At 73.6% G+C, this 12,320-nt stretch carries 11 protein-coding genes; 6 read left to right on the top strand and 5 right to left on the bottom strand.

What is annotated here, in order from left to right:
* Positions 1-207 precede the first annotated feature (207 nt).
* Positions 208-1,410, top strand: coding sequence for a cation:proton antiporter (locus tag ACMXGY_RS19870; protein WP_483774695.1), 1,203 nt, complete (start codon positions 208-210; stop codon positions 1,408-1,410).
* A gap of 75 nt (positions 1,411-1,485) precedes the next feature.
* Here the strand turns inward: ACMXGY_RS19870 and ACMXGY_RS19875 are convergent, their stop codons facing one another.
* Positions 1,486-2,070, bottom strand: a complete 585-nt coding sequence (locus ACMXGY_RS19875) for a TetR/AcrR family transcriptional regulator (protein ID WP_483774696.1) — start codon at positions 2,068-2,070, stop codon at positions 1,486-1,488.
* 103 nt (positions 2,071-2,173) lie between these two features.
* Between ACMXGY_RS19875 and ACMXGY_RS19880 the strand changes: the two genes are divergently transcribed.
* On the top strand, positions 2,174-3,016 hold the full coding sequence (locus tag ACMXGY_RS19880) for an alpha/beta fold hydrolase (protein ID WP_483774697.1): 843 nt from the start codon (positions 2,174-2,176) through the stop codon (positions 3,014-3,016).
* A 91-nt stretch (positions 3,017-3,107) separates the two neighbouring features.
* Here ACMXGY_RS19880 and ACMXGY_RS19885 read toward each other — a convergent pair whose 3' ends face one another.
* The gene (locus tag ACMXGY_RS19885; protein ID WP_483774698.1) at positions 3,108-4,445 is read right to left on the bottom strand and encodes an NYN domain-containing protein; all 1,338 of its coding nucleotides are present in this window, start codon (positions 4,443-4,445) and stop codon (positions 3,108-3,110) included.
* 134 nt (positions 4,446-4,579) lie between these two features.
* On the opposite strand from ACMXGY_RS19885, the gene ACMXGY_RS19890 reads away from it, so the two are divergent.
* The 4 genes from ACMXGY_RS19890 (at position 4,580) to ACMXGY_RS19905 (ending at position 8,081) form a co-directional block, all read left to right on the top strand.
* A complete protein-coding gene (locus ACMXGY_RS19890) occupies positions 4,580-5,386 on the top strand; it encodes an alpha/beta fold hydrolase (protein ID WP_483774699.1) in 807 nt (268 codons plus the stop codon).
* A gap of 188 nt (positions 5,387-5,574) precedes the next feature.
* The gene (locus ACMXGY_RS19895; protein ID WP_483774700.1) at positions 5,575-6,876 is read left to right on the top strand and encodes an MFS transporter; all 1,302 of its coding nucleotides are present in this window, start codon (positions 5,575-5,577) and stop codon (positions 6,874-6,876) included.
* Entirely contained in the window at positions 6,873-7,469 is a 597-nt protein-coding gene (locus ACMXGY_RS19900; RefSeq protein WP_483774701.1) for a sugar O-acetyltransferase, read from the top strand. The genes ACMXGY_RS19895 and ACMXGY_RS19900 overlap by 4 nt, the downstream gene beginning before the upstream one ends.
* 3 nt (positions 7,470-7,472) lie before the next feature.
* Positions 7,473-8,081 carry a TetR/AcrR family transcriptional regulator gene (locus tag ACMXGY_RS19905; protein WP_483774702.1) on the top strand — a complete coding sequence of 203 codons (609 nt, stop codon included), beginning with the start codon at positions 7,473-7,475 and terminating at the stop codon, positions 8,079-8,081.
* Here ACMXGY_RS19905 and ACMXGY_RS19910 read toward each other — a convergent pair.
* The 3 genes from ACMXGY_RS19910 to ACMXGY_RS19920 all read right to left on the bottom strand — a co-directional run bounded on the left by ACMXGY_RS19910 (position 8,047) and on the right by ACMXGY_RS19920 (position 12,214).
* Positions 8,047-8,631 (bottom strand): GNAT family N-acetyltransferase, encoded by a 585-nt coding sequence (locus ACMXGY_RS19910; protein ID WP_483774703.1) that lies wholly within the window; start codon positions 8,629-8,631, stop codon positions 8,047-8,049. The two genes, ACMXGY_RS19905 and ACMXGY_RS19910, sit on opposite strands and share 35 nt — an antisense overlap.
* Positions 8,632-8,667: 36 nt before the next feature.
* Complete coding sequence (locus ACMXGY_RS19915; RefSeq protein ID WP_483774704.1) at positions 8,668-9,351, bottom strand: hypothetical protein; 684 nt, start codon at positions 9,349-9,351, stop codon at positions 8,668-8,670.
* A 94-nt stretch (positions 9,352-9,445) separates the two neighbouring features.
* The gene (locus ACMXGY_RS19920; RefSeq protein WP_483774705.1) at positions 9,446-12,214 is read right to left on the bottom strand and encodes an LPXTG cell wall anchor domain-containing protein; all 2,769 of its coding nucleotides are present in this window, start codon (positions 12,212-12,214) and stop codon (positions 9,446-9,448) included.
* Positions 12,215-12,320: the final 106 nt, after the last annotated feature.

Raw genomic sequence — 12,320 nt, forward strand, 5'->3', positions numbered from 1 at the left:
GGTCCTGTCTGCCGATCCAGGTGCCGCGACGACCGCGGCTGGGGCGACCGTAGGCCGGGGCGGGACGGGCCGTCAACCGGCGCGAGCGCCGTCGGGCACGTCCGCGCACCCACCGGGCGAGGTGCGCCGAGGCTGCCGCCGCGCGCCGGTGCGCCGCCTGCGGCATGCTGATTCCCGCCGTCCGCCGACCATCCGGGGAGCACGCCCGTGAACGTCTACGCCCCGCTCGTCCCGGTGTTCGTCGTCGCGCTGCTGGCACCGCTCGTCGCCCGGCTGATGCCCGCGCGCTCACGCCTGCCGCAGGTCGTGCTCCTGCTGCTCGGGGGCGTCCTCATCGGTCCGGCGCTGCTCGACCTCGCCGGCCCCTCCGACGTCACGCTCCTGTCCGACCTCGGGATGGGCTTCCTCTTCCTGCTCGCGGGCTACGAGCTGGAGCCGAGCGTGCTGCGCGAGCGGAGCGGACGGCGCGCGGGTGCGGCCTGGCTGACGTCGCTCGTCGTCGGAGCCGCCGTCGTCGTCGTGCTCTTCGAGCGGGAGTCGGTGCACACCATCGCGGCGGGCGCGATCGCGCTCACCACGACCGCGCTCGGCATCGTGCTGCCGATCCTGCGCGAGGGCGGCCAGCTCGGCTCACGGCTCGGCCGCACGGTGCTCGTCGTCGGGGCCGTCGGTGAGCTGGGGCCGATCGTCGCGATGGCCCTCCTGCTCGGCACGCGCGAGACGGGCGTGGCCGCGACGTTGCTCGTGCTGTTCGCCGTGGCCGCCATCGGGCTCTCGGCGCTGCCGGGCACGTTCAACCTCCCCGGGGGCGGCCGGATCCTGCTCGCGTCCGAGCACGGCACCGGGCAGAGCACGGTTCGGCTGACGGTCCTGCTCCTCGTCGCCCTGCTCGCCGTCGCGGCGGCGATGGGGTTCGACGCGGTCCTCGGCGCGTTCGTCGGGGGCATGGTCCTGCGCCGCTGGGCACCCGGTGACGTGGAGAGCCTCGAGAAGAAGCTCGACGTGGTCGCGTGGGGCGTGTTCGTCCCCGTGTTCTTCGTGAGCTCGGGCATGGGGCTCGACGTCGACTCGATCGTCGCGTCGCCGCTGCTGCCGATCCTGATCCTCGCGCTCATGCTCGTGGTGCGCGGCGGCCCGGTGCTGCTGTGGTTCCGCCGCGGGCTGCCCCGGACCGAGCGCGTGCAGACCGCGCTGTACTCGGCGACCGCCCTGCCGCTGCTCGTCGCGCTCACCGAGATCGCGGTCGACGAGGGCGCGATGACGTCGCGCATCGGGGCGGCGCTCGTCGGAGCCGGCGTCCTGTCCGTGATCGTGCTGCCGATGGTCGCGAGCCGCCTCGGCCCGCAGAGCCCGAGCGCCGAGACCGGTGCGGACGGCGATCCGGCGAGTGATGCACATACGGTCGAATGATGCACGGGGAAGTGCATCACTCGACCGAACGTGCATCACTCGGCCCAGGCCACCGGGGCGCGGCGCGGGCGTGGCTCAGGCGCGGCTCACGACCGCTGACGTCGCTGCGTCCAGCAGGGACTCGGCCGCCCGGCGGGCCTGCCGCGCGACGTCGGCGTCCTGCGTGATGGCGGCCGTCGTCTGCGCGCCCTCGGCGAGCAGCACGACCTGGAGCGCGACGTCGTCGGGCAGGTCCGCCTCCCGCGCGACGTCGCGCGCGTACCGCTGGAACGACTCCTTGTGCTCCCGCACGGCCGCGGCGACGGCGGGCGACGTCGCCCCGAGCTCGCCGAACGAGTTGATGAACGCGCACCCGCGGAACCCGTCCTCGCGGAACCACGAGTCGAGGAAGTCGAAGACGGCGAGCAGCCGCTCGTGCGGTGTCGTCGACCTCGCGGCTGCGGCCTCGATGCCGTCGGCCCACTGGCCGGTGCGGCGTCGGAGCACCGCGACGACGAGGTCGTCCTTGGAGGGGAACAGGGAGTAGATCCGCTTGAGCGACACCCCGGCCTCGGTGCGGACGGCGTCCATGCCCACGGCCCGCACACCCTGGGCGTAGAACAACCGGTCGGCGGCCGCGACCACGGCCTCGCGAGCGTGCGCGTCGTCGAGCATCGTCATCTCCCGTCCATCTCGTGCGGCTTGCGCTGAGAACCATCGTTCTCTAGTGTAGCGACCAACGGGAGAACGACCGTTCTCTCATCTCCGCGAAGGGAGCACGACCATGGGGTACATCACCGTCGGGCAGGAGAACTCGACCGACATCGAGCTGTACTACGAGGACCAGGGCACCGGTCAGGCGGTCGTGCTCATCCACGGCTACCCCCTCGACGGGCACAGCTGGGAGCTGCAGAAGCGCGAGCTCATCGACGCCGGCTACCGCGTCATCACCTACGACCGCCGCGGGTTCGGCGCGTCCAGCAAGGTCGGCAGCGGCTACGACTACGACACGTTCGCTGCAGACCTGAACACCGTCCTCGAGACGCTCGACCTGCGCGACGTCGTCCTCGTCGGCTTCTCGATGGGCACCGGCGAGCTCGCCCGGTACGTGAAGACCTACGGGCACGAGCGCGTCGCGAAGCTCGCGTTCCTCGCCTCGCTCGAGCCGTTCCTCGTCCAGCGCGACGACAACCCCGAGGGTGTGCCGCAGTCCGTGTTCGACGGCATCGCCGACGCCGCGCGCTCCGACCGGTACGCGTGGTTCACCCAGTTCTACGGCGACTTCTACAACCTCGACGAGAACCTCGGCTCGCGGATCAGCGAGGAGGTCGTCCGGGCGAGCTGGAGCACGGCCGTGGGCTCGGCGCCGGTCGCGGCGTACGCCGTCGTGCCGACGTGGATCGAGGACTTCCGCCCCGACGTCGAGGCCGTGCGGGCCGCCGGCAAGCCGACGCTCATCCTGCACGGCACGAAGGACAACATCCTCCCGATCGACGCGACCGGGCGCCGCTTCCACGCGCTCGTGCCCGACGCGGAGTACGTCGAGGTCGAGGGCGCGCCCCACGGTCTCCTGTGGACCCACGCCGCCGAGGTCAACGCCGCGCTGCTCGGGTTCGTCGGCCGCTGACCGGCGCTGACCGGCGCCGTCGAACCCCGGGTTGCGGGTCACACCAGCGGGTGAACGACCCACAACCCGGGGTTCGACGCGTTCCGGTCGATCAGGGAGCGGTCACGAGGTAGTCGTCGGCGTCGTCGTCCCACGCGAGGTCGACGGCGCCCGCGGCCTGCGCCGCCTTGCAGAACTGCAGGAAGCCGCGGTAGCCCAGCGCCTTCTCGCTGAAGTCGGGGCGCCGCTTGCGGATCGCGTTCTTCAGACCCGAGAGCGCAGCGGAACCGCCCTCCTCCTGCACGACCGAGCGCAGGAGTGCGAAGGTCTGGTCGGTGTCGCCCTGCGCGGGCAGCGAGACCTCCGGGTCGCCGGTAGCGGGGCCAGGGGCCAGCTCGACGAAGCCGCGGTCCGCGAGGAACCGCAGGAACTCGCCGAACGTGCGGAATCCGTAGTCCGCCTCGCTGAACGTCGGGTCCTTGCGCAGCAGCGTCCGCTTGAGCACCGACGCGGTGACCGCGCCGCTCGTGGAGGCCTCCAGGTCGGCGAGCGTCTGCGCGACGCGCACCTCCATCGGGACGTCCTCCCCCGCGGGCGCGTCGTCCTCCACCTCGTCCGCCGGCTCAGCGGCCGCCGCCGCCGGAACCTCGGTGCCCGACGTCGTCCCCGACCCGGCGAGCGAGGTCTCCTCACCGTCCACCTCGTCAGCGCGCGTCGTCACGGGCTCGCCCCGACGCGATGCGCGGCCGACGGCCTCACCGAGCTCCGCGAGCGCCGCCTCGGGCGTCTCGGCCGCGGGCTCGGCGATCTCGGTGGCCGCCCCCGTCGTCGTGATCGTGTCCGCGCCGTCGCTCGCCTTCCGCCGTGTCGTCGCGCGGCCCCCACGACGCGCCTTGGCACCGCTGCCGGCCGCCGCGGCCTTGTCGGCGCCGGCGCGCGACCGCACGCTGCGCGGGGCCGGCTCGTCGGGGACGTCGACGCCCTCGAGGCGGTCGTAGAAGAGGAACTCGTCGCACGCGGGCGGCAGGAGGCGCGACGTCGACTTCTCGACGCCCACCCCGATGACGCGCTTGTTGAGCTCGCGCAGCTTGTGGACGAGCGGGGAGAAGTCGCTGTCCCCCGTGCACATGACGAACGTCGAGATGTAGTCCCGCTCGAACGCCATCTCGATCGCGTCGACGACCATCTTGATGTCGGCCGCGTTCTTGCGGGACGCGCCCATGCGCTGCGGCATCTCGATGAGCTCGACCTGGTGGCGGGTCAGCGAGCGCCGGTCCTCGTCGAAGTACGACCAGTCCGCGTAGGCGCGCCGGACGACGACACGTCCCCGCACTGCGAGCGCGTCGGCGATCGGCCCGAAGTCGAACGTCATGCCGCCCAGGTGCTCGCGCGCGCCCAGCGCGAGGTTCTCGTAGTCGATGAAGACGGCCAGGCGTTCCTCGGTGTCCATGCCCCGAGCCTAGGGGGCGGGGATGCCCGCCGCCTCGCCGGCCCCTCGCGATGAGTCCGGACCCGCCCGCCGGTCCATCCTGCGACGGTCGGCCCTCGAGGACCGACCAGCGGGACCGTACCCAGGGAGCACCCATGACCGAGCACGTGACCACCAGCCGCGGCGACACCGTCGCGTACGACCGCCGCGGCGAGGGACCCGGGCTGGTATTCGTCGCCGGCGCCGGTCCGTCCCGCGCGAGCGACCCGTGGACGACCGAGACCGCCGAGCTCGTGTCGGGTCACGGGATCAGGTCCGTCGTCTTCGACCGGCTCGGCAGGGGCGAGAGCCCGGCGGAGGGGACGCTCGACCTCGAGCGTGAGCTCGCCGCGGTCGCCGCGGTCATCGCCGTCGCCGACGGCGGGTCGGGGCGCGGCGCGGTGCTGTGCGGGCACTCGTCGGGCTGCTCGATCGCTCTGGCAGCCGTGCACGCCGGGCTGCCGGTCACGGGGCTCGTGCTGTGGGAGATCCCGCTCGGCGACGACGCGGCCGCGACGAAGGCGTGGATCGACGAGTTCGAGCGCCGGCTCGACGCGGAGGACTACGTCGGCGCGACCGAGCAGTACATGAAGGACATGCCGCCGGAGTGGCTCGACGGCATGCGGCAGTCCCCCGACTTCGAGCAGCTCGCGCGCGGGTCACGGAGCCAGCGCGCCGACGGGCAGTCGCTCGTGTGGGCGACGGCCGCGGTCGAGGACGGCTCGCTCGCGAGCGTCGACGTGCCGGTGCTCGCGATCTACGGGACGTCGACGTACCCCGAGATGCCCGCATCCGCCGAGAGGATCGCCTCCGCGGTACCGGCCGGCGAGTCCCGCGCGGTCGCGGGGGCGGGCCACATGTGGGAGCCGGAGGCGGTGGCGGACGAGCTGGTCCGCTTCGTGCGCGCCACGACCGGCGACTGAGCCCGGCCGTCGCGCCCCGTACGAGTCGTCGAACCCGGGGTTGCGGGTCGACCCGGCCCCGAGACGGCCGACAACCCCGGGTTCGGCGGCGAGCACGTCCGCGCGAGGGCGGGAGAGGGCGGGTGCGGGGGCGGTCTTCTCACGCGCGCTCGTGTACGTTCGTACGCATCATGTGTACGCTCGTCCGCATGACCTCGACCGGCGTCCTGCGCCCGACGCCCGACGTGCGCCGTGCACGGCGCGCCGTCGGGATGCTCTTCCTCACGAACGGCGCGCTGATCGCCAACCTCGTGCCGCGCTACCCGGAGATCAAGGCCGGGCTCGAGCTGGGCAACGCCACGTACGGCCTGACCGTCGCGGCACTGCCCGCGGGCGCCATCGCCGCCGGTCTCGCGGCCGCGTCGCTCGTCCGCCGGTTCGGTTCGGCACGCGTCGCCGTCGCGGGCACGGTCCTGACGGCGACGGGCATCCTGCTCGCGGGCCTCGCACCCGTCCTCCCGCTGCTCGTCGTGGCGCTCTTCGCGGCAGGGGCGACGGACGCGTTCACCGACGTCGCGCAGAACGCCCACGGGCTGCGCGTCCAGCGACGCTACGGCCGCTCGATCATCAACGGCTTCCACGCCCTGTGGTCGGTGGGCGCGGTGCTCGGCGGGGCCATGGCCGCCGCCGCGATCGCCCTCGACCTGCCGCTCGGAGTCCACCTCGGCGTCACCGGCGCGCTGTTCTCCGTGGTCGCGCTCGTCGCGCTGCGGTGGTGCCTCCCCGGCCTCGACGGCGTCGTGCCCGACGCCGCAGCCGCAGACGCGGGGACACCGACCGGTCCGGCGGCCGGTGGCCGGACGACGGCGGTCCTGGCCGCGCTCGTCCTGGTCGCCGTGGCCGGCACGCTGGTCGAGGACGCCGGCAGCACGTGGGCGGCGGTCTACCTGTCCGGGTCGCTCGGCGCGCCCGCGACGCTCGCCGCGACCGGGTTCGTCGCTCTCGTCGGCGCGCAGTTCGTCGGGCGCCTCGTCGGGGACCGGCTCGTCGACCGGTTCGGGCAGCGCGCCGTCGCGCGCGCAGGCGGTGCACTCGTCGCCGTCGGGACGGGCCTCGCCCTCGCGTTCCCCTCCGTCCCCGGGACGATCGCGGGGTTCGCCGCGGCGGGGTTCGGCGTCGCGACGCTCGTCCCCGCGGCGATGCAGCAGGCCGACGAGCTGCCCGGGTTGCGCGCCGGGACGGGCCTCACGCTCGTGTCGTGGCTCATGCGGCTCGGGTTCCTGCTCTCGCCGCCGATCGTCGGGCTCGTCGCCGACGCGACGAGCCTGCGCGCCGGGCTGCTCGTGCTGCCGCTGGCGGGCGTCGTCGTCGTGCTCGTGGCGGGCGTGCTCGCTCCGCGACGCCGGCCCGCAGGCCGGCCGGACGCCGTCGGCCAGGACCCCGACCGACCTCACGACCGGCAAGATGACCCGCATCGCCGCACCCCCGAGCCCGAGGAGGCCACCGCATGACCACCACCGACTACTTCGCCGGGGACGACCGGACGAGCTACGAGCGCATGGCCGCGGGCGACCTCTACGTCGCCGACGACCCGGCGATCACCACCGGCGTGCAGCGCGGCCTGCGCCTCGTCGACGCGTTCCACCGGGCCGTGCTCGACGGCGACGGCGACAACACCCGTGCGCACGAGATCCTCACCGAGCTGCTGGGCTCCCTCGGCGAGGAATCCTGGGTCAAGCCGCCGCTCGCGGTGGACTTCGGCAGCAACGTGCACCTCGGTGCCCGCACGTTCGTGAACTCGGGCCTCACCGCGCTCGACGTCGCGGCCATCACGATCGGCGACGACTGCCTCATCGGCCCGAACGTCCAGCTCCTCACCCCGACCCACCCCGTCGACCCGCAGCCCCGGCGCGACAAGCTCGAGGCCGCCGAGCCCATCACGCTCGGCGACAACGTGTGGCTCGGCGGCGGGGTGATCGTGTGCCCGGGCGTGACGATCGGTGACAACACGGTCGTGGGGGCGGGCTCCGTCGTGACGCGCGACCTGCCCGCGAACGTCGTGGCCGTCGGCAACCCGGCGCGCGTGATCCGCGAGAACATCTGACCGATGAGCGCACCGGACTCCCCGCAGGCGCCGCGGACGCAGCGTCCGCGGCGCCACGACCCCGACCGGCGCAACCGCATCGTCGAGGCGTGCCTCGACGTCATCGCCGAGCACGGCGTCGCGGGCACGTCGCACCGCCGGGTCGCCGCCGCGGCGGACGTCCCGCTGGGCTCGATGACGTACCACTTCGCGGGGATGGACGAGCTCCTCCGTGAGGCGTTCGGACGGTTCGCGCGCGACGTCGCAGCCCAGCTCGAGCGCCGCATGGCCGAGGCCGGGAGCCCCGAGGAGGCCGTCCAGGCGGTGACGGCACTCATCACGCACGACGTCTTCGCGACGCAGCGCGACCTCGTGCTCTCGCACGAGCTCTACACGCTCGCGGCGCGCGAACCGGCCTACCGCACGCTGACGAACGACTGGATGCGCCGCAGCCGGGACGCGCTCGGCCGGCACTTCGACCCTGCGACGTGCCGCGTCCTCGACGCGTTCGTCGAAGGGATGACGATCCACCGCGCGCTCGACACCGAGCCGCACGACGACGACGACGTCCTCGAGGCCGTCCGCCGCCTCACGCAGGTCACGGCGCCGACGACGCCTCCCGCGACGCGCTGACGTCGAACAGCTCGCACGTCGTGCCGTAGTAGGCGTCGGTCGTGCCGCGGTGGGTCATCCCGATCCGGCGGCACACGGCCTGCGACGCCGCGTTGTCGGCGTGCGTGACCGCGACGACACGGTCGAGCCCGCGCGCGAACGCGTGGGCGAGGACGGCGGACGCCGCCTCGGTCGCGTAGCCGCGACCCCACGCGTGGGGGTGGAAGTGCCACCCGATCTCCGTGTCCCCCGAGGGCTGGAGCGGGTCGCCCGTGCCCGACGCCGGGATCGGCTTGAGCAGGATCGTCCCCACGGGCACGTCGTCGGTCGGCGCACCTCCGGACGCGCCCGGGTTCGCGCGCGGCACCACGGCCCAGATCCCGTGCGTCCCGTCGTCGACGGCGTCCCACCGCTCCACGCGCGCGGCGGCCTCGTCGAGGGTGGTCAGGACCTGCGGCGTCGTCCCGATGAAGCGCATGACGTCCCAGCGGGAGTAGATGTCGAGGATCGCCTCGGCGTCGTCGACGGTCCACGGGCGCAGCAGGAGGCGTTCTGTCGTCAGGGTGAGCATCGCGCCAGGCTATGAGACCGCTGCAAGGTCTTTCCCTCAGACGATCTTGGGGAAGCTCAGCAGGAGACCCACGCCGACGACGAGCACGACGCACGCGACGCCGACCATGCCCCAGGACGCGCGCTCGGAGCGGAACCGGCTCGCGAAGGCACCGAAGAACAGCACGAGGGCGAAGAGCACGGTCGTCAGGGTGTAGTTGTCACCCCGCTGGTTGTTCCGCAGCGCCTGCTCGAAGTACTCGTCGGCCCGGGCGTCCGCCTCGACCGCCTCGACCTGCCCAGGCGGCACATACGTGTCGTGCGCGAAGGGGCTCGGCGCGGCGTCGGGGTTCTGGAGCGGCCGCGACGCGAACCACTCCTCGAACGCGGGCTCGAAGTGCGGCGTGAACCGCTCGCGCGCGAACTCCTCGAGCTCGGTGTTGCCCTCCGCGTAGCCCTGGAGGTAGAGGGCGAAGATCTGGAGGTCGATCTCACGGGCGGTGTCCGCGTGCGCCCGCTGCGTGGACGCCTCGATGCGCTGGGTGGACGCGCGCGAGAACGCGATCGACATCTCGCCGCCCCACTTGCTGGCCTCGAACCCGCTCCACGCCGTGAGCACCGCCGTGATGGAGAGCACGACCACCGTCACGGTCTCGCGCAGCGACCTGCCCTCGTGGCCGGCTTCCCGCGCGCTGCTCCGCTCGCCACCTTGCTCGCCGCCCCGCTCGCCACCGTCGCTCACGGCAGGACAGTAGCCCGGGAGGCAAGCCGGCGCGCGGCGGACGGCGCGCCCTCGGCCACGCGCACGGACGGTCGACGCGCGGTCAGACGCAGGGTCAGCCCTGGCGCCGTCGGACGGCGAGCAGCATGCCGCCGACGAGGAGCGCGGCGACGGCGAGGGCCAGCAGCGTCCCGACCTGGGTGCCCGTGGCGGCCAGGTCGTCGTCCCCGTCGGCGTCCATCGGCGGACCGTCCGTCGTGGGACCGTCCGTGGGCGGGACGGTGGGGTCCGTCGGTGTCGGTGTCGGTGTCGGTGTCGGTGTCGGCGGGTCGAGGACCGTGTTCACGATCGTGCACTCCACGTCGGCGCCGTCGTCCACCTGCACGGTGTCCGCGTCGACGAGCGTGCCGCCGTCGCACACCCACTCCTCCTGCGTGTAGTCCCAGTCGCTGCCCGACTCGGACAGGTCGTACGTGCCCTGGGCGACGGGCACGGAGCTGACGTCAGCGCTGCCGTCGAAGCCCGAGATCGCCGTCGGCCCGGCCGCGGTGAGCTCCCAGTCCGTGACGGGCACGACATCGTCGACCACCTGCTTGTGCAGCGTGAGGTTGCCCGCGAGCCAGTGGTTCGTGACCGTGCACGTCACGTCGTCGCCCGGCTCGACGACGACCGTCGAGACCAGCGACCCGCCGCTCTGCGGTGTCTGCACGACGCGCGCGCCGTCGCACACCCAGCGCAGCGCCGTCCACCCGTCCGGGCCACCGCTCTCGCCGAGCAGGTAGCGCCCCGGCGGGACGGCGGCGTGGGAGACCTCGGTCGACCCTGTGACGCCCGAGAGCTCCGCGCCCTCTCCGACCGCGGTGAGCGTCCAGTCGGTCGCGACGGCGTCGCCCGTGTACCCACGGTCGTCCAGCTCCTTGACGAGCGTGAGGTGCGGGAGCTCGGCGCGGTTCGTCACGACGCACGTGACGTCGTCACCGGGGCCCAGCGTGACCGTCGAGCCGTCGACCGGCGCAGGTCCGCAGCTCCACCCCTCCGACACGTAGCCGCCGTAGCCACCCGACTCGGTGAGGTCGTAGCTGCCCGGCGGGAGCGGGACGGACGTGACCTCCGCGCTTCCAGCGGCACCCTCCGCCACGGTCTCCCCGGCGGAGTCGGTCGCGCTGAGCGTCCACGCGGCCGGGTCCGCGGAGCCGCCGACGACCACCTTGACGAGCGTGAGCGTCGACTCGACGTACGTGTTCGTCACCGTGCACACGACGTCCTCGTCGGCACCGATCACGACGCTCGCGCCCTCCTGCACCAGGGCGCCCTCGCACACCCAGCCCTGCGACTCGTAGCCCGGCGGGCCACCCGACTCGGCGAGCGTGTGCACGCCCTCGCCGACGTCGACCTGCGTCACCGCGACGCTGCCGGAGGGCCCCGAGATCGTCCCGGGCTCGCCGTCGGCCTGGGGCCCCGTCGCGGAGAGGGTCCAGTCCTCGGGCGCGGCCGGGCCGCCGTCGACCTGCTTGACGAGCGTGAGGAGCGACGGGAGCGGGGTGTTCGTGATGGTGCACTCGACGACGGCGCCCTCGCCGATCGTCACGACGTCGCCGTCCACGGCGGCGCCCGTGCACTCCCACGGCCCGGCCTCGAAGCCGCTCCACCCGTCCTCGGTCAGCGTGTAGTCGCCTGCAGGGACGAGGGCGTTCGTCACCGCCTCCGAGCCGGACGGGCCGCTGACCGTCACCGGCTCGCCCTGCACCGGCTCCCCGGTCGCGGTGAGCGTCCAGTGCGAGGGCTGGGCGAACAGCTCGCCCTCGAGCTCCTTCGTCAGCGTGAGCGTCGCGCCGACCCACGTGTTCGTCGCGGTGCAGACGACGTCCTCGCCGTCGCCGACCGTCACGGCGCCGTCCGACCCGTCGCCGGCGGCTGCGCCGGTGCAGGACCATGCGCCGTCGTACCCGGGCGGGCCGGCCTCGGTGAGCCCGTACGCGCCCGCCTCGACCTCGGCCGCAGTGACCGCCGCGTCGCCCGTGGCGCCCGTGATCGTGGAGGGGCCGGTGGCCGTGAGAGCCCAGTCCGCGGCCGTGGCCGGCCCGCCCACGACCTCCTTCACCAGGGTGAGGGTCGGCACGGTCGGCGTCACCGGGCCGACGTTCGTCACCGTGCACGTCACCGAGTCGGCGAGGTCGATCGTCACGGTGCTGCCGACCACCTCGGCGCCTTCGCACGTCCAGCCGTCGTCGCGGTAGCCGTCCGGCCCGCCCTCCTCCGAGAGGGTGTACTGGCCGACGCGGACCTCCTGGTTGGTCACGGACTCCGACCCGGAGGGTCCGCCGATCGACGACGGTCCCTGCGCGCGCAGCGTCCAGTCCTCGGGCGACGCCGTGCCGCCCACGACCTCCTTGACGAGCGTCAGCGTCGGGGAGATCGCCTCGTTGTCGACCGTGCAGGTGAGGGTCCCGCCCGCCGGGACGACGACCTCCGGCGTGGGGTCGAAGATGTCCTCGGCGCCGCAGTTCCAGTCCTGGAACCGGTAGCCCGCGACACCCCCCGACTCCCAGATCTGGTAGGTCCCCGCCGGCACCGGGCGCGACTGCACGCCGTTGAGACCGTCGCCCTCGATCACCTCGCCCGTCTCGACGTTCCGCGCGTGCATCGTCCACAGCTCGCGGCGGCCCTCGGACGAGCCGGTGTCGAGGTTCTCGATGCGCTTGAAGAGGGACAGCGTCCCCGTGTCGGCCTGTGCGGACGCGCCACGCGCGCCCGTGATCGCGAGGACGGCCACCACGACCACGGTCAGGAACGCGGCGACCGCCACCCTGACCCGCTCAGGGAGGACCGACGGCACGGACGCCGCGGTCGTCGCACGGCCAGGGGGACGGGGGGACGTCTGCACGCTCGGTACCTCCACGGGTCGGCTCCGAACGTAACGCCTGAGCCCCGCCGACGCTCGGCACGACGCGACCGTTCGTCGCACACGGGCCACCGTTCGTCGCACACCT

Source organism: Cellulosimicrobium sp. G4 BAM 1002, assembly GCF_057126935.1.